General features: G+C 38.0%; 26 protein-coding genes and 1 pseudogene. 7 read left to right on the forward strand and 20 right to left on the reverse strand.

Annotated features, from left to right (window positions below; all coding sequences use genetic code 11):
- Positions 1–5: 5 nt before the first annotated feature.
- Entirely contained in the window at positions 6–587 is a 582-nt protein-coding gene (locus MKY80_RS21875) for a TetR/AcrR family transcriptional regulator (protein ID WP_008175424.1), read from the reverse strand.
- A 248-nt stretch (positions 588–835) separates the two neighbouring features.
- Between MKY80_RS21875 and MKY80_RS21880 the strand changes: the two genes are divergently transcribed.
- From MKY80_RS21880 to MKY80_RS21890, 3 genes are read left to right on the forward strand one after another with little or no spacing between them, the layout of a single operon-like run.
- Positions 836–2,053, forward strand: coding sequence for an MFS transporter (locus tag MKY80_RS21880; protein ID WP_342531214.1), 1,218 nt, complete (start codon positions 836–838; stop codon positions 2,051–2,053).
- A gap of 20 nt (positions 2,054–2,073) precedes the next feature.
- Positions 2,074–3,147 (forward strand): LLM class flavin-dependent oxidoreductase, encoded by a 1,074-nt coding sequence (locus MKY80_RS21885; RefSeq protein ID WP_342531216.1) that lies wholly within the window; start codon positions 2,074–2,076, stop codon positions 3,145–3,147.
- Positions 3,148–3,176: 29 nt separating this feature from the next.
- Positions 3,177–4,121, forward strand: a complete 945-nt coding sequence (locus tag MKY80_RS21890; protein ID WP_107922339.1) for an alpha/beta hydrolase — start codon at positions 3,177–3,179, stop codon at positions 4,119–4,121.
- 75 nt (positions 4,122–4,196) lie between these two features.
- Here the strand turns inward: MKY80_RS21890 and MKY80_RS21895 are convergent, their stop codons facing one another.
- The 5 genes from MKY80_RS21895 to MKY80_RS21915 all read right to left on the reverse strand — a co-directional run bounded on the left by MKY80_RS21895 (position 4,197) and on the right by MKY80_RS21915 (position 7,256).
- Positions 4,197–5,135 carry a ring-cleaving dioxygenase gene (locus MKY80_RS21895; protein WP_239355107.1) on the reverse strand — a complete coding sequence of 313 codons (939 nt, stop codon included), beginning with the start codon at positions 5,133–5,135 and terminating at the stop codon, positions 4,197–4,199.
- A gap of 74 nt (positions 5,136–5,209) precedes the next feature.
- Entirely contained in the window at positions 5,210–5,803 is a 594-nt protein-coding gene (locus tag MKY80_RS21900; protein WP_089985868.1) for an NADPH-dependent FMN reductase, read from the reverse strand.
- A gap of 139 nt (positions 5,804–5,942) precedes the next feature.
- Positions 5,943–6,287 carry a hypothetical protein gene (locus MKY80_RS21905; RefSeq protein WP_096365686.1) on the reverse strand — a complete coding sequence of 115 codons (345 nt, stop codon included), beginning with the start codon at positions 6,285–6,287 and terminating at the stop codon, positions 5,943–5,945.
- A gap of 10 nt (positions 6,288–6,297) precedes the next feature.
- Positions 6,298–6,822, reverse strand: a complete 525-nt coding sequence (locus MKY80_RS21910; protein ID WP_089985870.1) for a GNAT family protein — start codon at positions 6,820–6,822, stop codon at positions 6,298–6,300.
- A 14-nt stretch (positions 6,823–6,836) separates the two neighbouring features.
- A complete protein-coding gene (locus MKY80_RS21915) occupies positions 6,837–7,256 on the reverse strand; it encodes an Lrp/AsnC family transcriptional regulator (RefSeq protein ID WP_107922341.1) in 420 nt (139 codons plus the stop codon).
- Between the two features lie 106 nt (positions 7,257–7,362).
- Between MKY80_RS21915 and MKY80_RS21920 the strand changes: the two genes are divergently transcribed.
- On the forward strand, positions 7,363–7,767 hold the full coding sequence (locus tag MKY80_RS21920; protein ID WP_107922342.1) for a carboxymuconolactone decarboxylase family protein: 405 nt from the start codon (positions 7,363–7,365) through the stop codon (positions 7,765–7,767).
- Positions 7,768–7,821: 54 nt separating this feature from the next.
- Here MKY80_RS21920 and MKY80_RS21925 read toward each other — a convergent pair whose 3' ends face one another.
- Both MKY80_RS21925 and MKY80_RS21930 read right to left on the reverse strand, forming a co-directional pair.
- Positions 7,822–8,244: an Rrf2 family transcriptional regulator gene (locus MKY80_RS21925; protein ID WP_239355106.1), complete on the reverse strand. Its 423-nt coding sequence runs from the start codon at positions 8,242–8,244 to the stop codon at positions 7,822–7,824.
- A 106-nt stretch (positions 8,245–8,350) separates the two neighbouring features.
- Positions 8,351–8,875, reverse strand: a complete 525-nt coding sequence (locus MKY80_RS21930) for a cupin domain-containing protein (protein ID WP_089985874.1) — start codon at positions 8,873–8,875, stop codon at positions 8,351–8,353.
- 126 nt (positions 8,876–9,001) lie between these two features.
- Between MKY80_RS21930 and MKY80_RS21935 the strand changes: the two genes are divergently transcribed.
- A complete protein-coding gene (locus MKY80_RS21935) occupies positions 9,002–9,466 on the forward strand; it encodes an SMI1/KNR4 family protein (RefSeq protein WP_089985875.1) in 465 nt (154 codons plus the stop codon).
- 10 nt (positions 9,467–9,476) lie between these two features.
- Here the strand turns inward: MKY80_RS21935 and MKY80_RS21940 are convergent, their stop codons facing one another.
- The 7 genes and pseudogenes from MKY80_RS21940 to MKY80_RS21970 all read right to left on the reverse strand — a co-directional run bounded on the left by MKY80_RS21940 (position 9,477) and on the right by MKY80_RS21970 (position 15,581).
- Positions 9,477–10,595, reverse strand: coding sequence for a serine hydrolase (locus tag MKY80_RS21940; RefSeq protein ID WP_090002124.1), 1,119 nt, complete (start codon positions 10,593–10,595; stop codon positions 9,477–9,479).
- A gap of 208 nt (positions 10,596–10,803) precedes the next feature.
- Complete coding sequence (locus MKY80_RS21945; protein WP_090259212.1) at positions 10,804–11,016, reverse strand: hypothetical protein; 213 nt, start codon at positions 11,014–11,016, stop codon at positions 10,804–10,806.
- A 37-nt stretch (positions 11,017–11,053) separates the two neighbouring features.
- Complete coding sequence (locus MKY80_RS21950; protein WP_342531228.1) at positions 11,054–11,497, reverse strand: SRPBCC family protein; 444 nt, start codon at positions 11,495–11,497, stop codon at positions 11,054–11,056.
- Between the two features lie 120 nt (positions 11,498–11,617).
- Positions 11,618–12,766 carry an ATP-binding protein gene (locus tag MKY80_RS21955; RefSeq protein ID WP_342531230.1) on the reverse strand — a complete coding sequence of 383 codons (1,149 nt, stop codon included), beginning with the start codon at positions 12,764–12,766 and terminating at the stop codon, positions 11,618–11,620.
- Complete coding sequence (locus tag MKY80_RS21960) at positions 12,759–13,451, reverse strand: response regulator transcription factor (protein ID WP_342531232.1); 693 nt, start codon at positions 13,449–13,451, stop codon at positions 12,759–12,761. The genes MKY80_RS21955 and MKY80_RS21960 overlap by 8 nt, the downstream gene beginning before the upstream one ends.
- A gap of 198 nt (positions 13,452–13,649) precedes the next feature.
- Positions 13,650–13,970: a hypothetical protein gene (locus MKY80_RS21965; RefSeq protein WP_342531233.1), complete on the reverse strand. Its 321-nt coding sequence runs from the start codon at positions 13,968–13,970 to the stop codon at positions 13,650–13,652.
- Positions 13,971–14,132: 162 nt separating this feature from the next.
- A pseudogene (locus MKY80_RS21970) lies at positions 14,133–15,581 on the reverse strand (Msr family ABC-F type ribosomal protection protein).
- A gap of 545 nt (positions 15,582–16,126) precedes the next feature.
- On the opposite strand from MKY80_RS21970, the gene MKY80_RS21975 reads away from it, so the two are divergent.
- Complete coding sequence (locus MKY80_RS21975; RefSeq protein ID WP_008175465.1) at positions 16,127–16,966, forward strand: YitT family protein; 840 nt, start codon at positions 16,127–16,129, stop codon at positions 16,964–16,966.
- Positions 16,967–17,013: 47 nt separating this feature from the next.
- Here the strand turns inward: MKY80_RS21975 and MKY80_RS21980 are convergent, their stop codons facing one another.
- Positions 17,014–17,919 carry a D-alanine--D-alanine ligase gene (locus MKY80_RS21980; RefSeq protein WP_090002171.1) on the reverse strand — a complete coding sequence of 302 codons (906 nt, stop codon included), beginning with the start codon at positions 17,917–17,919 and terminating at the stop codon, positions 17,014–17,016.
- 4 nt (positions 17,920–17,923) lie between these two features.
- Entirely contained in the window at positions 17,924–19,393 is a 1,470-nt protein-coding gene (locus tag MKY80_RS21985) for a PLP-dependent aminotransferase family protein (protein WP_175445533.1), read from the reverse strand.
- A 399-nt stretch (positions 19,394–19,792) separates the two neighbouring features.
- Between MKY80_RS21985 and MKY80_RS21990 the strand changes: the two genes are divergently transcribed.
- The gene (locus tag MKY80_RS21990; protein ID WP_342531237.1) at positions 19,793–21,004 is read left to right on the forward strand and encodes a Zn-dependent hydrolase; all 1,212 of its coding nucleotides are present in this window, start codon (positions 19,793–19,795) and stop codon (positions 21,002–21,004) included.
- Between the two features lie 142 nt (positions 21,005–21,146).
- Here the strand turns inward: MKY80_RS21990 and MKY80_RS21995 are convergent, their stop codons facing one another.
- From MKY80_RS21995 to MKY80_RS22005, 3 genes are all read right to left on the reverse strand, one after another.
- Positions 21,147–21,755, reverse strand: a complete 609-nt coding sequence (locus tag MKY80_RS21995) for a class I SAM-dependent methyltransferase (protein WP_342531238.1) — start codon at positions 21,753–21,755, stop codon at positions 21,147–21,149.
- A 128-nt stretch (positions 21,756–21,883) separates the two neighbouring features.
- Positions 21,884–22,996: a DUF4179 domain-containing protein gene (locus tag MKY80_RS22000; RefSeq protein WP_342531240.1), complete on the reverse strand. Its 1,113-nt coding sequence runs from the start codon at positions 22,994–22,996 to the stop codon at positions 21,884–21,886.
- Positions 22,968–23,552: an RNA polymerase sigma factor gene (locus MKY80_RS22005; protein WP_342531242.1), complete on the reverse strand. Its 585-nt coding sequence runs from the start codon at positions 23,550–23,552 to the stop codon at positions 22,968–22,970. The genes MKY80_RS22000 and MKY80_RS22005 overlap by 29 nt, the downstream gene beginning before the upstream one ends.
- Positions 23,553–23,564: the final 12 nt, after the last annotated feature.

Consider the following 23,564-nt stretch of genomic DNA (forward strand, 5'->3'; position numbering starts at 1 on the left):
AAATTTTATTTAAGTAATGTCAGAGTCGCAGCTATTGCATTATCAACGAATGAACGCTGTGGCTGTGATTTCATCATAACGGTTAATCCAATTAACGATACAATGAGTGCCTGCGCAAGTGATTTTGCATCCGTGTCAGCCTCAAGCTCACCTGCTCGGACCCCTCGCTCAATGGTCTCCTGAAAAATAACTGCTAAATAAAGTTGATGCTCCCTCGTTAAAATCTCAAATCTTTCGTCATGAGGAGCGAGTTCAACCATTGTATTAATACAAAAACAACCGTTACTAAGATCTTTCGTATACTCAGCTTGAATCACTTCTTCAAAAAAAGTAGCAAATGCCTGCTTTACAGAAACATGACTTTGAAGTCTAGTCCGTATATCAGCTGCTCTAGATGTCGTATATCTACGCAGTGCTGCTTCGAATAGCTCTTTTTTATCACCAAAGGTTGAGTAAATACTTGGACGTTGAATGCCCATTCTTGAAGTAAGATCACTTAGAGAAGTAGCTTCATATCCCTTCTCCCAAAATAACTGCATGGCAGCCTCTAAAACTTTTCCTTCATCAAATTCACGGGTTCTTGCCATAAAATCACCTCCACTGTAGTAGATTTCGCCATTTAAACTATATAAAAATTAAAATACCAAACAGTATGTAATCATTGTATAATCAGCTGGTTCCATTGTCAATTTTACACTATTCACTGTGAGGATATAAAAATAAATACTAAATAAACGCTTGACACCTTCCATAAGGTTAAGATATATTTACCAACAATTATATTGTACCAAACGGTACGTTATAATGAAATTCTATATGGACTGGAGGATATAAGATGGACGAAGATCTTAGACAGACATGGGATGCACCTTCGATGAATCTACAGTCGTCCATGCCACGTGCTGTCACATTTTTATTCGCAGCAGCCTGTGGAATGTCAGTCGCCAATATTTATTTTGCACAGCCGCTGCTTGATCAGCTGTCTATTGCGTTTAATATTGATCCGTCGATTATTGGTGTTGTCATTACAATCACGCAAATCTTTTACGGGTTAGGCCTATTACTTCTAGTGCCACTTGGGGACTTACTTAACCAACGACGTTTGATTATCGGACAGATGCTATTATCCACAACGGCTCTAGTTATAGTCGGTACCGCTTCTTATAGCATAGTTCTTTTCACAGGCATGGCTTTAGTAGGTTTACTTGCAGTTGTGACACAAACGCTTGTAGCATTTGCAGCAACCATCGCTTCCCCAGCAGAGCGTGGTCGAGTCGTTGGGATTGTCACGAGTGGAATCGTCATTGGCATCCTGCTCGCCCGTACCTTCGCAGGACTATTAACTGACCTTGCAGGATGGCGTACTGTCTATTTAGTCTCTGCTGCCTTCATGCTCATCATGGTCTGTTTGTTTGTAAAGGTGTTACCTACAGTGGAGCGAGAAGTAAAATCACTCCCCTACCATCAACTCATTAGATCTGTGTTCACTTTATTAAAACAAGAACGAACACTACGTATCCGTGCATTTCTAGCCATGCTAATTTTTGCTGATTTCAGTATTTTGTGGACATCACTTGTTCTTCCACTTAGTGCACCACCGTTGGCACTTTCACATAGCGTAATTGGTGCTTTTGGTCTTGTTGGAGTGGCCGGCGCGTTGGCTGCGGCACGGGCAGGGAAATTGGCTGATCGAGGATACGCACAAAGAACAACAGGTATAGCATTAGCACTATTACTAATTTCTTGGTTGTTTATTAGCTATCTAGAACAATCGTTATTTGCGTTAATTGTAGGGATCGTATTGCTTGATTTAGCTGTACAGGCCGTACATGTTACGAATCAGGCGCTAATTCTTCCATTACGTACAGAGGCACGAAGTCGACTTACTGCTGGATATATGATTTTTTATTCCATCGGCAGTGCAAGTGGCTCCATTGCTTCTACACAAATATATGCACACTTTGGCTGGGAAGGGGTCTCTTTCCTCGGAGCTTCAATTAGTGCTATAGCAATTCTATTTTGGGCAACGACTTTACGATTTACAAAACATTAAATTGACAAGGAGAATGACAAATGGAAATAGGAATTACCTCTTTTGTAGAAACAAAACCAGATGTTCATAGTGGGGAAGTGATTAGTCATGCCCAACGCTTACGTGAAGTGGTTGAAGAAATCATTCTTGCCGATCAAGTAGGACTGGATGTATTTGGGGTTGGCGAGCATCATCGAGAAGACTATGCTGCATCTTCCCCTGCAATGGTGTTGTCCGCCGCTGCTTCACAAACGGAAAAAATACGACTTACAAGTGCGGTGACTGTCCTTTCTTCAGCCGACCCGGTTCGCGTCTATCAAGATTTTTCTACTTTGGACGGACTTTCAAATGGGCGTGCGGAAATTATGGCAGGTCGTGGGTCGTTCATCGAATCTTTCCCTTTATTTGGATACGATTTAAATGACTATGATGAACTATTTGAAGAGCATTTAGATTTATTACTTAAAATTCGTGAGGAAGAAAAAGTAGTGTGGGAAGGGAAGCACCGACCGGCGATCAATAATTTAGGTGTGTATCCAAGACCTGTTCAAAAATCCTTACCCATTTGGGTTGGTAGTGGAGGAAATCAACAATCAGCCATTCGGGCAGGTCTTTTAGGATTACCACTTATGCTAGCAATCATTGGTGGCAGTCCTATGCAGTTTGCTCCAATCGTACAACTTTATAAAAAAGCTGCTGCTCATGCAGGTCATGATTTATCTAAGCTTCAGGTAGGCTCCCATTCGATAGGTTTCGTTGGTCCGAATAACGAGTGGGCAGCAGATACATTTTTCCCATCTACACAGGCGGGCATGAATAAACTGGGCAAAGAACGGGGTTGGTCCTATTATGATCGTTCTAGCTATGATACTGCACGTAGTTTTGAAGGGGCATTATATGTCGGTGATTCAGAGACAGTTGCTCAGAAAATCATTCATCTTCGTAAACATGTAGGGATCACACGATTTATGTTATACGTACCTTTAAGTACAATGCCACATGATCAAGTCATGCAAGCTATAGAACTTCTAGGAACCGAAGTGGCTCCTCGTGTGCGCGAAGAAGTTGCCCAATGGGAGGCTAAAATGGCAGTACAAGGACATCCATTTATTTAAAAATTCATTACTTTACAGGGGGAATTTATATGACAATCAATGACCGAATCTTACCCGAATTAAGGCAGGCTTACTCCCAATTTCCAGGCTTTCGACTAGACGAAGATTTAGAGTGGAGTCGTCGTCTCTTAGTCCAATCTCCATTAGAGGAATCAGAGCTTGTAGTTATAACTAATCGTACGATTCCCAGAGGTGATGGGGGTGAAATGCTAGTTAAAATATATGAACCCGTTAAACGGAACCACGATAAACTTCCAGCTATGCTTTGGATTCATGGGGGTGGTTTCGTGATGGGACACCCTGATATGGATGATCTTCTATGTGAACGTTTTGTTCAGACCGCTAACTGTGTTGTCGTCTCAGTTGATTATCGACTTGCCCCCGAGCATCCCTATCCAGCTGCGATTGAAGATTGCTATGCAGGGTTAGTATGGATGACAACTGAAGCTCCTACTCTTGGCATTGATAGTAAACGAGTGGCAATTGCCGGTGCAAGTGGAGGTGGAGGTCTAACAGCAGCTCTAGCATTAATGGCCCGCGATAAAGGAGGGCCCTCAATTATATTCCAGATGCCACTGTATCCAATGCTTGATAACCGAAATGAAACGACTTCTAGCTACGAGATTACTGACAGTCACGCAACATGGAGTAGAACAAATAATTTGACCGCTTGGCGTATGTACTTAGGAGAGGAACAGGACACCCATGAACTTTCTCCATATGCGGTTCCTTCAAGAGCAGATAACTTAGCAGGACTACCGCCTACCTACACGTGTATAGGTCAACTTGATTTATTCAGAGATGAAACACTCGATTATGTAACACGACTTGCTCAAGCAGGAGTAGATGTTGAGATGAATCTCTATCCTGGTAGCTTTCATTGCTTTGAAGTCTTTGTGCCGGATGCTGAAATTAGTCTGCGCGCTAGTCAGAATTATTTAGATGCCATGGCCCGTGCGCTCAACGGCAGATGAGATTTCGCCGGATCAAAAAAATGCGAAAATGTTGAGTTCTCAACATTTCGCATTCATTTAAGTAGATTCTATATCTTAGTCAAGCTCACGTACTTTAATCGGAATTAGTATACTTTCTAATTGCTCTCGTTGTTGCTCATATTGAGATGGTAGCATTAATTGGCTTCCCATCGTCTCCATTGTTTCGTCATGAGCAAATCCCGGAGGATCTGTAGCAATTTCAAATAAAATTTCACCAGGTTCACGGAAATAAATCGCATTAAAATAATTACGATCTTTGACTTCCGTTACATGTTGACCATGATTCATAACATACTCTTGCCATTCTAAATGATCCGTATTATCTTGAGCTCTCCACGCAATATGGTGAACCGTTCCTACACCCATTTGTCCACGTTGTCCTACAACCAATTTTAAATCAACTGTGTTGCCAATCTCCGCATTAGATTTAAAACGAGTGTAGTCACCCTCTGTCGCTACTCTTTCAAGACCCATTACTTCTGTTAAAACTTTTGCAGTCTCTTCAGGGTGGCTGGAATATAAAGTGGCTCCACCAAATCCTTTAATGGCAACCTCTGGCGTTACTTCTCCAAATGTCCAGTTATTTAATTCGCCTGCAGCACGTGCAACGAGTTCGATATGCAGACCATGCGGGTCATCGAACTGAATGACTTGCTCACCAAAGCGTTCAGCTTTTTGGAAAGGAATCGAAAATTTGGCTAAACGATTAATCCAAAATGGTAGTGCCCCCTCTGGTACAACATACGTTGTGACACCAACTTGACCGTCACCAATTCGTCCTTGATATGCATTGGCCCAAGGGAAGAATGTAATGATTGTTCCAGGTTTCCCACCTGCATCACCGAAATATAAATGATATGTGCCAGGATCATCGAAGTTTACTGTTTGTTTCACTAAACGCAAGCCTAATACACCTGCATAAAAATCAATATTCTCTTGTGGGTGGCCTACAATAGCTGTGATATGGTGAATACCTGCTGTATGTTTTTTCATGGTAACATGCCCTTTCCTGACTAATTTTCTCTCCCACACTTTATCCAATTTCGTCCTACCCCAAACGCGTAGGCTTAACGAATAGTGTATAAAGCTTTTGACCATGGGATTACTTGATCTAACATTTGATTGACTGAATCAGTTTGTATAGCTTGTGGTTTAAAGTCGGAACCATTTTCAAAATCTGTGAATAATGATAATGCAGGGTGAACACGTACATCTGCGATTAAAAGCTCACCCATGATGCCACGTAAATGTTCTGCTGCACGAGCACCACCTACAGAACCATATGAAACGATGCCTGCTGCTTTGTTATTCCACTCAACACGTAAATAATCTAGTGCATTTTTTAGAGCACCTGTAATAGAGTGATTGTATTCTTGTACGATGAACACAAATCCATCTTGTTTAGCAATAACTTCTGACCAAGCCTGTGCACCTGAAGCATCTTGCCCTGACTCTCCTAATAATGGCAATTTATAATCAGCGATATCAATCACTGTGTAGTTTGCATCTCCTCGTTGATCTGCAATTTCCTTTACCCATTGTGCTACCTGAGGACTTACACGTCCCTCACGTGTTGATCCAATAATAATACCGATATTTAATTCTGCCATTACTTGTTCCTCCTCTTTTTTTGAAGAAAATAATTTATTCCAAAAACCCATTATTGTACCTCCTTACGAAAGCTAAAGGTTTGAATTCGTTTATCTTGAATTTAGTTATCTTGAATTCGAGATAATAATAACACGCCTCTTTCTTAAACGTCAACACCTTTGTTTTACTAATTTAAAAAAGCAGAGGAATCTATCCCTCTGCTCTTGCTAAATGTCTATTAACTTGTGACTTTAAACAGCTATATTGAGCATTATTTGTATCCTGATAAGCCTCTGCCCTATTCGAATCAATGTCTTGATAATCAATTTTAGATGAAAACTGCTCTTCCGTAAAATCCATTCTTTCTCCATTTATTACATTATAAAAGTGCCAGCCTTCATCCAAACTTGTTTTCCTAATTTCCCCGCCAAGTATATCTTGCACAACTAGAGAAGTAACACCACATTGTCCTTTTGCAGGATTTTCAACGCTCCATTTAGAACTTGATTGAGTCGACCAAGATTGCCTTAAAGCATTTAATACGTTTCTCTTCATGCTTGTCTCCTTAAAATGGAACGTCATCTATTTTAATAGACGTTGGATTTCCTAGAACCCAATCTTCTTTAATAGCACCATAGACAATACTATCGGTCACTGTGCCATCTTCATTTTCCCAGGCATTTCGTAAATAGCCTTCCTTCACAAAACCAGCTTTGCTAAAACATTTCCGCATCCCTATATTATCAACTCTTGTATAGCCTTCAATACGAATCTTACCCTTTACCTCAAATAGATATTCTTGTAACCATCGAAGTGCCATTACGCCATATCCTTTCCCCCTACAATTTGCATGTAAGCGGATATCAAACAGTGGGATGGTGTCACTGATATCATGAATAAAGATAATTCCTACTCTATCTCCATTTTCCAGTATCCAATAGGTTTCACGATCATTCTCATAATATCCCTCTGCGAACGCTGCTCGAACGCTCTCTTCTTTAACGTGCTGATTGGTGTGGTAAATCCATTTATTTTGAGTTAGTAAATGGACTAAGTCATCTATTTCACCCGTAAATAATTTGATTTCCATAAAGATCCCCTTTTTTATAAGTCCTCACATATATCAGAAAAGATAAAATTGGTTTTTGTATGTGCATATAGCTGTAAATCATCAATAAATTGCTCTACATCAGAAAAAGATTGAAAATGAGCCTTTAATAAGAAACAAGTTTCTCCTGATATTCGATAGCAAAAATCTACGTTTGTAAATGTCAGGATATGTTCTTTAAAATCTGCATAGCGATTATTTTTAATTGTTGCCTCCATTATAGCTTCAATGGGAAAGCCTAGCGCCTTTGAATTAATGTCTAATGTATATTTCCTTATGACTTGCTGTTCCTCTAAATGTCGTACCCTTTCACGAACTGCAGGGGCCGATAAATGTACTCTCCTACCTAACTCGCTCATAGAAATTCGGCTATCTTTTTTCAATTCTTTTAGTATTGTTTCATTAATGAAATCCATTGTAGAAAATTCCCTTCATTTTAAAAGAGAAAGAAAATATTTCCCTTCGAATTGGTATGTTAACAACACCATTCATATTTTACACTAATTATAGGAGGGAAGATTAATGACACTCATTCATTTACATGACAAGGGCTTAACGCCATTTCAACAACTACTAGGCTATAATGAGGAAATACAGTCGCATTGGTTACAATTAGGGAAAACGGTCGAAAAGGACGGTCATTTATCTGCACATTTAAAAGAAGAGGTCCGAAAAACATTAGCACAAAAAAATGGTTGCCAATATTGTCAGGCGAAAGGTATACCTGCCCCTCAACATTACGATGAAAAAACAGCCGTTTGTACAGGTTTTGCTGAGGCATTCTTAGTCACTAAAGGTCATACCTCACACTATGTCACCGCTGTCTTAAAAGAATATTTAACAGAGGCTGAAATCAGTGAACTACTGGCATTTATTTGTTTCACAACCGCACAGCAATACTTTGGGGCTCTTATGCAATTGAAATAACAATAGAGCTAGAGTCCCCTAGTTCTTATTCGTCCATTTCTTCATTCTATCCGACTACTTCATTTTTTTATCGATTTCATGAGCAATATCAATAATCAATTTCTTACTTAGCTCTTCTTTCATATTGTTCTCAGCATCCACCATTACTTGCTCAATGAGACAACCTTCATTATGAAAGGAATCCTCGTGGTTAGAGGAACAGCTGAATAATGAGGTTTGTCCCTCGATTGCGTAAATCACATCTAAAAAGGAAACTTCTTGAGGGCGCTTCGAAATGCGATAACCTCCATTGACACCTGGATTCGATTCGATTAAACCCGCCTTTACAAGCTTTGTTAAAATTTTCGAAAGATAGGTTGGAGATAGTTTCTGCATGTCTGCTAGTGTCTCAACATTCATTGATTTTCCTTTAGGTGTATTCGTCAAAAACACCATTGTATGTAACGCATAGTTTGTTGCTTTTGAATATTTCATCATTCATTACCTTCTTTCATTAATTAAGGACCTTTATTATCTGTAATTAAAAAACATTCTACCATATATCGAGAAAAAAGCATGTTTAATAAAACACGCTTTTTATTTTTTAATTTGCTTGACTATAACCCGCTTCTTCAGCCTTTGCATCTGCCTTCGTCACATGAATAGTCCCAGATGGATGATTAGGTGGCGCATAAATCGTGTAGAGCTTTAATGGTTCATCTCCTACATTTGTAATATTATGCCATGTCCCTGCGGGTACCATGACGGCCGTATCTTCAGAAACATTTCTTTGAAAGTTTAAATAATCCTTAGTCGGTCCCATTTGGGCAACTCCCTTACCCTCTTCAATACAAATGAATTGATCAACATGCGGATGCACTTCTAAGCCAATATCATCTCCTACATCGATGCTCATCACAGTTACTTGTAAGTTTGACCCTGTCCACAGTGCTGTGCGGTAATTTTTATTTTGCTTTGTAACGTCCTCTATGTCCACAACGAATGGCTCTGGTCCATAATCTCTCCGCATATTACTTCTGGTCCCCTGTTCTAGCTGTGTTGGATAAGCCCAATAAACAGGGTGATAGCCGTAATACACGGGGTAATTATGATAATAAGGGTAATGCATTGGTCTCAGTCCTCTCACATATTATAAATATATAGTATGCAGATGGTTGAAAGAATGTACGAATTCTAGCTACCTCAACTACAAGGGCACTCTTTGGATATCATGATGAAAAAGTGAGGTTTTTTGATGTATGAGAATTTAGTAAAAAAGCTAGCTCATACCACATCGATTAAGTGGCATCCTAGATGTAATGTAAAAGATAGCTGGATAACCGATGCAGAAATAGAGCTAGGATTTCAATTACCGCCCTCTTATTGCTGGTGGTTAATAAATTATGGCAATGCTCGACTAAATGGAGGAAACATTCTGACGGTCAGTCAACCTGAATACAGAGATATCGACGATAGCGACATTCTCTATATTCACCGTCTGAACTTGGACGATGAAGATTGGTACAAAAAATATCCAAATAGATTGGACTTATTTGTACCAGACGCAGATGAGCTTTATTTCTTTGATTTATCCGCAAAAGATGAAGATGGGGAGTTTCCCGTCATGTGTTATGACCTAATGAATGACATGATTTATGAGTACGCAGCTACATTCTCAGTTTTTCTTGAAAGATTACTTGATGAACATAGATCATTTTAAAGGTCATTCACTACATAGATAATTCCCTTTGAAGACGCATCCTAAATTTTTCATCTGTAAGAAATTTTAATTGAAAGCTATTCATACTACTAGATAATTTAATTTGTTCCATTGTATTTAAGTCGTTGGCAAAAAAAGCTATCTCCGTCTGATTCCCTTCTTTATCTTCCGCATAGGCGGCTAGTGTCAATACAAAGGCTGTTGACCCTCCTTTTTGACCTGCATGTGTAAGCCATTCTTGATTTCTAGGGTTTTGCATCAAATGTTCCATCACAGGATCTAAGTATTTATGTACATCTTCGGTAAAGTAATTTTTACTATTCAACTTTTCTAAAATAGAAATGTAGTCACTAGTAGAAGCCCTTATTAAACGATCAGACCAAACCCTTTGAACATCCAAATTGAGCATTTTTATTGCTTGAGCTTTCTCCTCTTTTGTTAAAGGTTTTTCTAGCCAATTCTCATGAATAGTCAATGCCCGTTCTCGATATTCAGCCATCCCCATATCTTTTAAAGCCGCTAGTGTTTCTTTTTTCGTTAGACTCTTTTCATCTCGCAATTGAATGGGGATATAAAGAGCACTTGCGATTGGATAGAGGGGTTCATGACCTTTTACATCTAGTTGAGTGAGAACCTCATTAATAGTTTGAAGCCCTAGTACATGCATTAAATAATCTGTATTTGCATTAGAACTATAAGTAATCATTCCCTTTGCAACCTCGCTCAGCGGCACACTTTCCTTCCCATTGAGGTTTAACTGTGCTAGCCACGCTTCATGTGCGCCACCATCTGTTTTTGGGATATAAAATGTCTCTAATTCCCTTAAGCGAACTTGTTGCTGAGGATTGATATGTCCATCTGCGGCTTGTTGCGCATATGCGATCGCTACGATGATTTTAACTGTACTGGCTAAAGGCAATGGTTCCTTTGTATGCTGCTCTACCCAGCTCTGGCGATTATATTGTATCGCTACTGAAACATTTTTATTGCCCTTGTTTTCTTTCATAAATTGCACAATATATTCAGGGTCGTCTTTCTTGACTTCCTTTTGGAATTTCCAAAATACAATGCCTATGACAAACCCTGCACAAACTATAAGTCCACCAGTTAGCCAAACCCATTTTTTCATAACGATCCCTCCTTTATGTTGTAGATGAATGAATTTAATCGGAGCGCTATTGCTCTATTTATAGCTTCTGGCGGCATGACTTCCACAACTAGGCAAACGAAATTCCTAAATTGGTTCGAAGCAAATTGTAGCCGTAATGTCATTTCTCCCCCATCCTTCGCCCCCGAAGGTAAGAAAAGAATGTTCAGCAAAGCATTGATGAATTTAGTCATCGATTTTTCTTGAGAAATAAAACGAATGCTAATAAAGCCAAAAAGAATAAACTTAGATAAACACTCGATAAATTAGCCATATATTGAATGTAATAATGAGTATCCATTATTGTACTTTGTTGAATCATAAAATTAGAAATAATCGTCGGACTAAATAACGAAATAACAGCGATCAAAATGATGCAAAATGAAAAAATTCGTTTATCCAAAAAATCACCTCAAATTAGGTCATCAAATCACACTACTCTAATGAATTATTGAAGCTCTTAATGTATTTATGCCATTTTCTAAGTATCCTTTGAGACAGGTTAATGTATAAATCCAGCCTTCTTTTTGACCCATCATTTTCATCACAATTTCCGGATCATGTGCGTTCAGTCCTGATTCCACTACCTCCATGATTGTCTCACCTTGATATTCCTCAAGAGTCATAGTAACAATCGTCACTTCGCCATGCTCCTCCCCCCAAGAAAATACAATTTTTTTGTTAGTTACTATTTCAAGTACAGAGATAATTCCTTCTGCGCTATACTCCTCGTATCTCAATGTAATCCGCTTCCCCTCTGCCCATCTTTCAGAGCTACTAGAAAACCAATAATGTCCGATTTCAGTAGGAGAAATAATGGCTTCAAAAACTTTATGAGCGGGCTGCTTGATTTTTAATTTAGTCGTCACATTCGTATTCAACATCGATCATCATCCTTTTTCATAGTGTCTATCTATCACATTCGCCAAATTTTCCCTCTTCCCTCTCTTTGATTAAAACTTTAATAAAAAAATGCGATTCCCCCTAATGGTAGAATCGCATCTTTACATTGGTAAAATGACCTCAAATATTGTGCCGACATTCAATGTACTGCTAACATTTATTTTCCCTTGATGTTTTTCAACGATTGTTCTTACAATAGATAAACCTAATCCCGAACCACCCAACTCACGGGCTCTGGAATGATCGACACGGTAAAACGGCTCAAAAATACAGTGGAGCTGATCTTTTGGTATCCCTATTCCTGAATCCGCAATTGAAATATGAGTAGCGCTATTCTTAACATATCCTTGAACTTCAATAATTCCATTTTCGTGATTGTACTTAATTGCATTTTCAATCAAATTATAAAAAACTCTATAGAGTAACGTTTGATTTCCCTTTATCGTTTCAACATCGATATCGACAGAAATAGTTAAGTTTTTCTCTAAACATAAAGGCTTTAAGTCCTGTGTAATCGTATCAATCATTGTTCTAAGCTCAATTTCATCTGTAAAATGTTCCGTTTGCTCATAAGCTAATGCTAAAAGGTCATTGACAACTTGAATGAGCCTTTGTGTACTTTCCTCTGTCACCTCTAGGGTTTCCTTATAATCTTCTACTGTCGGAGATTTTTCTAGTTTTAAAACCTGAATACCTGCCATCATTGTTGTTAGTGGTGTTCTCAATTCATGTGCTGCATTTGCAGCAAAGCTTTTTTGGTACAGAAACGATTCTTCCAATCGATCTAGCATGTGATTGAATGAAGCTGTAAGATCCCCCATTTCATCTTTAGTAGAAATATGTTCTATACGTTGCGATAAATTATGCTCGCTTATATTTCCGATTTTTCGACTAAGATCATTAACTGGCTTTAAAGCCTTACCTGCCACTACGTAAATGATAATAATACCTGCTACAATGATAATTACCATCCAAATAAGACTCTGATTAATAAACTTCTCTTTCGCTTTTCTCACATCTGTAACCTCTATATAAGAGCTGATGCCATGATCCAACTTGGTTTCTACTGTCGCCTCATCCATGATTTCCTTGTGAAGACTATTTTCTTGATTGAGTAACGATGACGTAATAGGCTGAACAATTTTTTCTTCGGCACTATAAATCGATAATAGTGTTAGTAAAATGGTAACCACTACAAAAATACAGCCAGTTAAAAGTGTTAGTCTCACTCTTAATGTTAAGTTATTCATGGGCACCTTTTTCACTTTCTATAATCATATAACCTTGTCCTCGTACTGTATGAATTACTTCTTTTTCCCCCAAAACATCTGCTATTTTTTTTCGTAATGAATGGATATGGAACTTGAGTGAATTAGAAAATAAATCCGCTTCACTATCCCAAACATGCTCTATCAATTCCTCTGAGCTGATGACCTTATTTTGTTGTAGCATGAGGTATTCTAAAATGGCATATTCTTTCTTGGTAACAGGTATCATCTCACCATTCACTAAAACTATTTTCCTCGAGCTATCCAATGTTATTTTTTCCAAAGACATAATGGTACTCTTTTGACTAAAAGTTCGCCTTAATAAGTTGCGTATACGTGCATCCAATTCTTGAAAGTCAAATGGCTTTATTAAATAATCATTCGCTCCTCTATCAAGACCAGCTATTTTATCATGAATAGCTGATCGTGCCGAAAGGATCAGTATTTTCACATCCTCGCTCTGAACTCGAATCTGCTCTAGCACCTCTATTCCATCCATCTTAGGTAAGTTTAAATCTAATATAATAAGGTCATATTCATTGATTTCGAATAATTCTAATGCTTCCTCACCATCAAAAGCTGTATCGACGGCATAGCCGGATTTCTTTAAACCTTTAGAGAGAATTTTTGATAAAACAGCCTCATCTTCTACCAATAAAAGTTTCATTCGTTCTATCCACCTTTTAACATCAAATATTTTTAACAAACCGTTAGTTTTATCAATTTTGGTTAAACAAGTCCTAACCCTTTGTCCTAGAATAGCCTACTTGAAATTGTTTTAAAATCATTCCAGTCACCTCTTGTCTCTTTTACCGTCGCAACGTAAGAAGCTTGTTTTGACTTTTTCAAAACAAGCTTCTTTTGGTTACTTTTCTTCTTTTTCGCTATCAGTCACTGTCTTTTTCATCATCACTGCACCTTCAGGAACTTCCGGCATCTCTCCAGGCTCAAAGGTTTTTACGTTTGACTTTACTTTTCCTTCTTCATCAATCACCTTTTTGTTCATTTCCAATTTGCCTTTAGAAATATCCTCTTTCTCCCCAGGCTTAAGCACCTTCACTTCAGCCTTAATTAATTGTTCTCCCTTTTCGTTCTCATCATTTGAAGAAGCTAATGAAGAAAATGAATAGCCACCTGTTAATAATCCTAATGCTAATGTTCCTATCCCTAATACTCTTAATTTCATAAAATATCCCTCCAAAAATGTTTTGTAACAATAGTTACACACTGAGTATATCGATTGTTAGGTTAGATGGAGGTTAGATTTTAGTTGAAAGAATAATTTCTTTTAACTACCTACATTCAAAAAAATGCGATTCCTCCTAATGGTAGAATCGCATCTTTACAGTTAAAATATCTTATTATTTTTTATTGTGAATTGTATGTCTGCTACATTTTCAATAAAGTTTTTATCATGTGTCACGAAGATTATGGTTCCCTCATAAGCCGTTATAAATTGCTCTAACGCCTCTAATGCTTGAATATCTAAGAAGTTGGTTGGCTCATCTAATAACAGTATATTATAGCTTCCTAAAAACAGATAACACAGCTGGAGGCGTATCGCTTCACCACCGCTTAATGAGTTCACACCCTTTTGTATATCAGTTCCTACAAACTGCATGGAACCTAGAACGCTTCGTAAAAAGCCTTCATCGTAATCAGAGCGATTTTTTAAAAATTGGAGGACCGTTTCCTCACTTTTAAATTGGTAGCCCATTTGATGGAAATAGCCTATTTTGGCCTTAGGGGAAATGGTTAACCCTTCCCCATAGTTTGCAATATGTTGTAGTAAGGTACTTTTTCCACAACCGTTACTACCTGTCAAAGCAATTTTTTTACCCAATGGTATTTGAAAGCTTACGACATCCAATAGGACTTTTCCTGGAATGTGTAAAGTGAATTGATCTGCCATAATCGGAAATTTATTGTGTAGTTCCAATGCCTTCGATTGTCGGAAAACTATATTTCTGTCTACCTGCACCGCATCTACTTTCTGAAGCTTCTCTATTCGCTGTTCTATTGCCTTGGCTGCACGTTGTACGTTTTTTTGACTTGTCCCTTTGGACTTTGTCATAAACATGCGATTCGGCTTTGCATGAGCTTCTCTTTTTGACATGTTACCTGCTTGGGTAATTTTTTCAGCCTTTTTCATTTTATCTTCGGCAGCTTGTTCAAGACGACTTCTTTCTTTCAAATATAAGTCATGCGCCTGACGTTGTTGATCTTGCTCCAACTGCTTTTAACAAGCATAATTACTATAATTTCCGGAATAAATGTTTACTGTGCCCCCATCAATCTCCCAAATTGTTGTGACCAATTGATCCAGAACCGCACGATCATGGCTAATTAGTACGAGGGAACCATAGTAATAACGCAATTCATCCACTAGAAATGAAATACCCTCTTGATCTAAATGTGTTGTTGGTTCATCAATGAGCAGCGCCTCCTCATAGAAAGAAAATAAATGAGCTAACTTTAATCTCGTTTGTTCCCCACCACTTAGTCCTTCAGAATTTACTGGAATAGCTAATTTCCCTAATAACTGTGCCTCTGCCCCTACAGGCGTTGGTGCTTCCATTTGTTCAAAATAGCCGAAATGTACATGACTATTTACCTTCCCACTTGTCGGCTGAACCTTGCTAGCAAGTAACTTCATTAATGTACTTTTTCCAGCGCCATTTTTCCCAACGATACCGATTCGATCGAATTGATGAATGGCTAATTTTTCAATGTTTAAAATCTCTTTATCTAAATAATTTACAACTACGTTGTCTAATTCAAAGCAAACTTTTTCCATATGACTACCTCCCGAAATTAACTCATTTCGTATCGATAGCAATGGTACCGATACGAGCCTCTAGTTAAAGCTCGTATCAGAAGAATAATAGCATATGCATGATCTATTCCTCCTTATTGGATAAAACAAAAAATCACAGACAATTTGCCTGTGATCCAAGTAACTAGGATATATTAGAGAATAAGCCTCTTTAAATAAAGGCGTGAGCTGTTCTCTTTCTTGTGCAATTGAAGATGATTAAAAAAGGACAGACTATCCCGTAAGCTCTGACTTCACAAACAGAGTTTTTGACCCTATTCAGTTATTGGCTCAAAGCGGTGCAACATAGTCTCAAGAATATGTCATTTTTTAATAATCCTCCTTAAAAGTATTATGATTATTATAAATATTTATTCTAATTAGTCAAGGTCTTCTAGTCTAAAGACATCCAAGAAAAGGTCGATATATCCTAAATGAATATTACAAAAAAAGTATATCATTTGGTGAAAACCTGATATAGTATGGATTTAAGAAAAAATCTAATTTGATATGGTGGTGTTATGTGAATGAAAAAATACGTAATAGATATTTTAATGATTATGCTTGGATCACTGCTTTTTGCCCTGGCAGTTAACTTATTTGTTATTCCAAATGATTTGGGTGAAGGTGGCGTAACGGGCTTAACGATTATAGCCTATTATCTTTTCGGATGGTCTCCGAGTATTGTCAGCTTTATGATGAATGCGGCTTTACTACTAGTTGGCTATAAATTTCTAAATAGACAAACAACCATTTATACGATCATTGCGGTCTCATTCCATTCTTTATTTTTACATTTAACAGAATCTTGGTCGATTTCCTCAAATGAAATTATCGTAAATACGATTTTTGGTGGAGTATTTGCTGGGGTCGGTATTGGTTTGATTATTAGAGTCGGTGGTACAACTGCAGGTTCTACGATTTTAGCTAGAATCACTAACAAGTACCTTGGCTGGAGTATTAGCTATGGACTTTTATTCTTTGATTTAATCGTTGCTTTTTCATCTTATTTTATCATCGGAGCAGAGGCATTAATGTTAACGATAATTATGCTATATGTTGGTACTAAGGTGATGGAGTTCGTTATCGAAGGGGTTAATCCTAAAAAAGCAGTTACGATCATCTCTAAAAAACCAGAAGACATTGCTGGACAGGTAACTGCTTATATGAACCGCGGGGTTACGGTACTTTCCGGTCATGGCTATTATACAAAGGAACAAAAAGAAATTTTGTATATCGTCATTAGTAAGCAAGAAGTTGTAAAGCTCAAAAAAATTGTCAAAGAAGTCGACAAGGATGCCTTTATTGCCATTCATGATGTAAGGGATGTTTTTGGAGAAGGCTTTATTGAATTAGCTAAATCTTAAGATAGTTAAAACACCTTTTGTAGGAAAACAAAAGGTGTTTTTTCTATTTACCTATTATCAATCTGTAAGGAGCTATCAATAATGCTATCTAATAGGGCAGAATAGCTAATTCCTGCAGCAAGGGCGCTTTTAGGTAGCAGGCTATTTTGGGTCATGCCAGGTAATGTATTAACCTCCAACACATAAGGAACGCCCTCCTTAATTAACATATCTACTCTAGCATACACACTACATTTTAAAGACTTATAGCTGGTCATAGCAGCCTTTGCCACACGGTCATGAATCGCAAGTGGGAGTTCCACAGGCTCCTCTATTGTAGAAGCATCATCATATTTCGCCTGGTAGTCAAAAAATACTGCCGTATGTTTGATTGAAAGGACTGGCAATAGTTTATCATTGAGAATTGGGCATGTAATTTCGTCACCAATCATGTACTGCTCAACAATGATTTCGTTATCCCACTTCAATACCTCTGTAACAGCCGTCAATAAGGCAGTTCGATCATGGACAATTTGAACACCTACACTAGAGCCACCAGCATTTGGTTTAACGACCAGCGGATAACCCATCAGCTCTATGTCCTGTAATGGCAGCTCCTCACCCTTTACAAGATGCATCCAATCAGGTGTGGCGATTCCTTCATAGCGAAGTATTTTCTTGGCCATATTTTTATCCATGCACAAACTACTTGCTAGAAGACCACTTCCTGTATAAGGAATACTCAATGTTTCTAATACACCCTGAATCGTGCCATCCTCTCCAAACTTACCGTGCAGTGCTAATAAAGCTACATCGATACCTTGCACTTTTTCTATTACCTCTTGATGGTCTTCCAATACTATTTCAGCAACATCGTATTTTTGTTTATTTAAATGAGCAACCATTTCCTTCCCTGTCATAATCGAAACCTGCTTTTCAGAGGAGGTACCGCCCATAATTACGCCAACCTTCATCTTTTCAACCCCTTCTATCATTTCTTAATGTATCCCCAATAATTTGAATACCCCGGACAATATCTTCTTCTGATAAACGGGAAAACCCTAGGCGAAATGTGTTTTTACCAAGACCATTTGTATAAAATACATCTCCTGGATAGAACACCACACCTTCGTCATAACATTTTTCTAATAATCTGCGAGCATCTTTGCCCTCTTCTAGTTCAATAAAGAGATGAAGTCCTCCATCCCCTCTGATTTTGCAAAATGGAATGTACTGCATACAGGCTTGACGAGCAAGCTCATACTTTTTCTTATAAACAGCTCTTGCTTTCTTTAAATATTTTTCAAAATAACCATCCTGTAAATATTGATATAACACTGCCTGATCCAGTGTCGATGTATGAATTGTTCGCGCTCTTTTCATGCTTTCTAGGCTAGCAATTAGCTCCTTATCTGCTAAAATCCAGCCAACACGTAAGCCTGGGAAAAGGATTTTAGAAAAGCTGCCAATATAGACAATGTTATTACCGGAACCACTAAATGCGACTAGTGGTGCCAAATGAGAGCTTGAATACCTTAATTCCTCATTAAAGCCATCTTCTACGATAGGTATTTGATAGTTGGAAAAAAGCTGAAAAATAGCATTCCTCTTCTCAGAGGAGGTGACAATTCCAGTTGGATTATGATAGGACGGGATGAGATAGGCAAAATCAAAATCCATTTTGGCTAATGTTTTTTCTACCTGCCCCATATCAATGCCATCATCGCTCATATCAACGCCATGAATTTCTAGCCCATGTAAACGAAAAAGCTTCAATGCTGCATGATGTGTAGGATTTTCACATAGAACACGCCCAGATTTTTTAGCTATTGAGGATAATAAAATATCGAGCCCCTCCGTAAAGCCGTTAGTAATTAAAATATCTTTATTAGAAATATCTACACCCTTCACTTCCATATAGCGAAGGAGATAATCAATTAAAGGTTTATACCCTTTTGCATAGCCATAATTCAAGACAATATCGCCTTCAAGGGACATACGTGTAAGAAAAGCCCGTTTAAAATTTTCAACATCAAAAAGCTTTTCTTCTGGAGCAATACTAGTAAAGGAGATCATCCCTTTTTGCCACTGAATATCTTGTCGGACTAAATCGATTTCATCCGCTAACAAAGTTGCTGTATTCAGCCTATTTTTCCAGTCAAGTTCAATAGGGGACGTTTTCAACGTAGTAACCTTTCCTACAAAGTTCCCTTTTCCTTTCACTGCATAAATGATGCCGTCCTGCTCTAGCTCAGCATATGCATTCAGCACTGTATTTCTGCTAACTGCTAATAGCTTACTAAGTTCACGCGTAGATGGAAGCTTTTGATGTTCTAACAGATGCCCTTTGACAATCATATCTTGAACATAATCCTTCAATTGCACATAAACAGGACGATCATCCACCATCTTAAAATCATTAAACAATCCCTGACCCCCTTGCTTCATTCTTGCATAACGAGAGTGAACTCAAAAGGTCCACTCAGTATGTAATTTCCTATTGTAGTGGTTGTTCTTCTTTCTATCTTATTTCAAAATTATTATACGTATCAAACGTGATGAAGATCGTTCACAATATTAACTATTTGCCACACTATGATAAGGGTCGTAATAATTTATTTAAGCTCGAACTTTTTATAAGGAAATCGAGGTTCAACAAACATTTATTTATTGTCCATCAGGTCAACAATGGGCAGATGATGAAACGGGTAAATACGGTATTTTCATTACAAAGTAATCGACCCCACTATTGCCAAAGGGTACAATAATAATTTAGAGGTGGTTCATGACCAATTTGTCTTATAAGAAGGTCAGCCACTTCCAATTCCAGATGAAAGAGTGATTGTCATGATTAATGGAGGTAGACTCTTACAACATCTTCAAGACTTAAGCCAAATCGGCTGCAATGAAGCTACAGGTGGGATTAATCGCTTCTCCTTTACACCAGTAGAAAAACAGGCTATTGAGCTAGTGACCATTTATATGGAACAGGCTGGCATGAAAGTAACGGTTGACGCTGTTGGAAATCTCATTGGTACTTATGGTGAAGGCGATGAAACCATTATGCTAGGCTCACACATTGATACAGTACCAGAAGGCGGCAAATACGATGGAGCATTAGGGGTATTGGCAGCTATTGAAGTCGTAAATAGGTTGTATGAGCAACAAATACTACCCTCTAAAAAGATACAAGTTGTCGCTTTTAAGGATGAGGAGGGAACGAGATTTGGCTTTGGGCTACTTGGTAGTAGTGCGATGGCCGGGCTTTTAACGGAAGAACAATTACAGCACACAGATGAGGCTGGCATTTCCATTGAAGAAGCTATGAAGGAATTCCAATTGTCGCCATATCCTTTAGTTAATGCTCAACGAAATGACATTAAAGCTTATTTAGAAATGCATATTGAGCAAGGCAAGGTGCTAGAAAATGAAGGTTTACCTGTCGGTGTTGTAACAGGTATAGCCGCTCCTGTATGGTTAGAAATTACTGTCACTGGCGTCAGTGAACATGCTGGTGCAACACCTATGCCCATTCGGCAGGATGCTCTAACTGCGGCGAGCGAGATGATTTTAGCGATTGAACGGCTATTAAATGACACTACAGATGCCGTTGCAACGGTCGGCAAGCTTACTGTGTCCCCGAATGGAACAAATGTGATCCCAGGCAAAGTTACTTTCTCAATTGATCTACGAGATATAGACGAACAAAAAGTGAGATCACTAGAGACTATGATTTTGCAGCAACTACAACAAATCGCAGACCGAAGAAATGTTAAAATGGCTTCAAAAATATTACAGCGCATTAAACCTGCAAAAGCGGATGAGAAGCTACAGCAACAACTTGCCATAAGTATTGAAAAGCAAGGGATACGTCCATATTCTCTTATAAGTGGTGCAGGACACGATGCCATGAATATGGCTGAAATCGCTCCAATCGGGATGTTGTTTGTCCGCTCAAAAGACGGCATTAGCCACAATCCCTTAGAATATAGCTCCGATGAGGATATCATTATAGCCACTACTATTTTTTATGATGCTGTCGTCGAGCTCTCTAAATAATTCACTGTAATAGAAGTAGCCATTCTCTAGTTTTTTTCAGAATGGCTTTTTAATATCATTTTTTGAATAACCCTACTATAAAACCATCTAATCCAAAATGCGGATCTGCTGTAGTCATTGGTAACATTTTACGTATTTCAATTTATTCCAAAAAATTAAAAATTTCCTGTAGTTGACTTTGGGTATAACCAAGCCCACCCTCTAAACTGCGCTTTAAATATACTTCCTCATCTGTCAGGGCAGAGCCACCGTATGTACCATTCTCCTCAAATGAACATAAAGCAAAGTACCCATCCTGTTTTAATAACCTATTAATGATCTCTATATAACTAACACGACGATGTGGTGCTATATGATGAAAGCATCCCGAATCATAAATAAAATCAAAGCTTTCCTGTTGAAAATCTAAATCAAAAATATTAGCACATACTAATTCTACATTCACATCTTCTTCAGATATTCTCTTTTTTGCCCATTCCAGTGCATTTTCTGATAGATCCACTCCAACCACTGAACATCCCTTTTTAGCTAAATAGATAGCATTGCGCCCTGCACCACACCCTAATTCTAAAACTTTACTCGGAATAATCATTTCCTTTTCAAAATATTGTACTAGATTTTCATCAGGCTTATTAACAAAGAAAGGAATCTTTCGAAATGTATCATCATAAAAATTATTCCAAAAATGTTGGGGCTCCCGTAGTAAATGATCTAGTAAAATAAGCAAATCTTCATTGGATTTAATTAGCATTCCACACCTCGATTTATTCTTATTACAGCTTCATTATATAGGAGCGGATACATATTCAGCCAGTTTCGAAATAACCAATATACACCATTTATTCAAAAAAGCGCTTATCATTACTTTATAATTTTTTATTACTTTACTGGTATTGTCACTTCTAGCTCAGTAATATATTGAATGATCGGTTCATTATTCTCATCCATTTGAAAGCTTCCTTTTGGATGCTCCATAAAAAGATGAATATAAGGCTTGATCGTTATGGATGCTGGTACAGATTCAAAAGGAGTAAAGCGATGATCCATAATTTTTTCACTTCCATTGGTCTCATGCCAACCATTCCCATTAATTAGTGCAAGTTTACGCCCTTGCTCATCAAAAATATCTATCCCCATTGTTAACCATGGCTCAATAAAAGTGGAGTTGTCTGTCAATATGGTTCTCGTCGTTATATTGGTTGTAATAGGGGTAATCTTGATCTGTTCAACTGTAAAATGAATATTATTATAATGTCGATTTGCATTTGGCTGTAAAGTCACATAGTCTGCAATTTTATTCTTCACAGGAATATCAATCTTTAAAGGAGCCTGTATGCCCGTAATAGTAGCATATACTGTTAAATCGAATTGCTCAGGGAAAGGTCGTCCTCCCTGATTGCTCTTATCCGAAAACTCAATTATTATAGAATCCTTATTTTTTCCTGGGTGTAGAAAGATCCCAATATGATTCGACTCACTAGGAGCAAAATCATCGATAGGTGCTCCATTAATAAACAATTCAATTTTGCTGAGGCGCTCCATTAATGTCTCCGGTTCATTAGCTATTCGAGGTCGCTCTACCCCAATCGAGACACGTGAACCATCATATGCTACCTCCGATACACTTAATGTAAATCCGTCGTGACTGACACTTGCATTAGGTTTTGTTGAAAGCCCCTTTTCATCAGCCGTTTTCAGACCAAGATCACCAGCTAGACTGAAAATAGAGGATAATACAGGAACTTGTTTTATGGTTGCTGCCATTGTAGGTGAAATGAAGGGCGTGATTAGTAGCAAGCATACGATTACGGTAGCCATAGCCTTCACTATCAACACATTATGAGGCTTCTTTTTATGAGTAATCAATTCTTTAGAATCATGGTCATATTTATACATAACACGGTCAACTAGATCAATTTCTACGGGTGTTTCTCGGATGCACTTCTTTAGCTGGTTCAATTCATCATCCTTCAGTTTTGATCGAACGCTCATAATATCCCCTCCCTTGCTTTTTTTCTTTCAACAATTTTTTTCGTAATCGTTCATATTTTTTGCGTACAGTAGCTGGTTTCAAATCCATGATGGAGGCAATTTCATCAAAGCTATACTCTTCAATGGATCGAAGCAATAAAATTCTTTTTTCATCCGCATTTAATTTCTCTAATAACTGATGAATCGAATCCTCGTAATGATAGGATTCATATGACTGCTCGACCATTTGCTCCTTTTTAAAACCTGTCCAAAATCTAAAGCCCTTATTTTTCTTTTTCAGTAGGTCGATACAATGATGATGAGCAATTTTATAGAGCCACGCTGAAAAAGACACTGAGTAAGTGAATTGGCGAATATTCTCTAAACCTTTTATAAAAACATCCTGCGAGGCATCCTCAGCTTCTTCTTTGTTTCCTAATAGGTAGTAACAGTATAGATAGATTTGTTTTTGGAAGCACCGTATGATTTCCGTGTAGGCATAAGTATCCCCTGCCTGAACTTGTTTAACTACCTCTTTTATTACTACCGTTTCCTCTGTTTTATTTGATATACTCACAAGCTTCCCTCC

The sequence above is a fragment of the Lysinibacillus sp. FSL R5-0849 genome (genome assembly GCF_038595075.1).
Classification (GTDB): Bacteria; Bacillota; Bacilli; order Bacillales_A; family Planococcaceae; genus Lysinibacillus; species Lysinibacillus fusiformis.

Excerpts from the sequence above, each read along its gene's own strand:
- MKY80_RS21875 (WP_008175424.1), bottom strand. The coding sequence starts at position 587 with ATGGCAAGAACCCGTGAATTTGATGAAGGAAAAGTTTTAGAGGCTGCC.
- MKY80_RS21880 (WP_342531214.1), top strand. The coding sequence starts at position 836 with ATGGACGAAGATCTTAGACAGACATGGGATGCACCTTCGATGAATCTA.
- MKY80_RS21885 (WP_342531216.1), top strand. The coding sequence starts at position 2,074 with ATGGAAATAGGAATTACCTCTTTTGTAGAAACAAAACCAGATGTTCAT.
- MKY80_RS21890 (WP_107922339.1), top strand. The coding sequence starts at position 3,177 with ATGACAATCAATGACCGAATCTTACCCGAATTAAGGCAGGCTTACTCC.
- MKY80_RS21895 (WP_239355107.1), bottom strand. The coding sequence starts at position 5,135 with ATGAAAAAACATACAGCAGGTATTCACCATATCACAGCTATTGTAGGC.
- MKY80_RS21900 (WP_089985868.1), bottom strand. The coding sequence starts at position 5,803 with ATGGGTTTTTGGAATAAATTATTTTCTTCAAAAAAAGAGGAGGAACAA.
- MKY80_RS21905 (WP_096365686.1), bottom strand. The coding sequence starts at position 6,287 with ATGAAGAGAAACGTATTAAATGCTTTAAGGCAATCTTGGTCGACTCAA.
- MKY80_RS21910 (WP_089985870.1), bottom strand. The coding sequence starts at position 6,822 with ATGGAAATCAAATTATTTACGGGTGAAATAGATGACTTAGTCCATTTA.
- MKY80_RS21915 (WP_107922341.1), bottom strand. The coding sequence starts at position 7,256 with ATGGATTTCATTAATGAAACAATACTAAAAGAATTGAAAAAAGATAGC.
- MKY80_RS21920 (WP_107922342.1), top strand. The coding sequence starts at position 7,363 with ATGACACTCATTCATTTACATGACAAGGGCTTAACGCCATTTCAACAA.
- MKY80_RS21925 (WP_239355106.1), bottom strand. The coding sequence starts at position 8,244 with ATGATGAAATATTCAAAAGCAACAAACTATGCGTTACATACAATGGTG.
- MKY80_RS21930 (WP_089985874.1), bottom strand. The coding sequence starts at position 8,875 with ATGCATTACCCTTATTATCATAATTACCCCGTGTATTACGGCTATCAC.
- MKY80_RS21935 (WP_089985875.1), top strand. The coding sequence starts at position 9,002 with ATGTATGAGAATTTAGTAAAAAAGCTAGCTCATACCACATCGATTAAG.
- MKY80_RS21940 (WP_090002124.1), bottom strand. The coding sequence starts at position 10,595 with ATGAAAAAATGGGTTTGGCTAACTGGTGGACTTATAGTTTGTGCAGGG.
- MKY80_RS21950 (WP_342531228.1), bottom strand. The coding sequence starts at position 11,497 with ATGTTGAATACGAATGTGACGACTAAATTAAAAATCAAGCAGCCCGCT.
- MKY80_RS21955 (WP_342531230.1), bottom strand. The coding sequence starts at position 12,766 with ATGAATAACTTAACATTAAGAGTGAGACTAACACTTTTAACTGGCTGT.
- MKY80_RS21960 (WP_342531232.1), bottom strand. The coding sequence starts at position 13,451 with ATGAAACTTTTATTGGTAGAAGATGAGGCTGTTTTATCAAAAATTCTC.
- MKY80_RS21965 (WP_342531233.1), bottom strand. The coding sequence starts at position 13,970 with ATGAAATTAAGAGTATTAGGGATAGGAACATTAGCATTAGGATTATTA.
- MKY80_RS21975 (WP_008175465.1), top strand. The coding sequence starts at position 16,127 with ATGAAAAAATACGTAATAGATATTTTAATGATTATGCTTGGATCACTG.
- MKY80_RS21980 (WP_090002171.1), bottom strand. The coding sequence starts at position 17,919 with ATGAAGGTTGGCGTAATTATGGGCGGTACCTCCTCTGAAAAGCAGGTT.
- MKY80_RS21985 (WP_175445533.1), bottom strand. The coding sequence starts at position 19,393 with ATGAAGCAAGGGGGTCAGGGATTGTTTAATGATTTTAAGATGGTGGAT.
- MKY80_RS21990 (WP_342531237.1), top strand. The coding sequence starts at position 19,793 with ATGATTAATGGAGGTAGACTCTTACAACATCTTCAAGACTTAAGCCAA.
- MKY80_RS21995 (WP_342531238.1), bottom strand. The coding sequence starts at position 21,755 with ATGCTAATTAAATCCAATGAAGATTTGCTTATTTTACTAGATCATTTA.
- MKY80_RS22000 (WP_342531240.1), bottom strand. The coding sequence starts at position 22,996 with ATGAGCGTTCGATCAAAACTGAAGGATGATGAATTGAACCAGCTAAAG.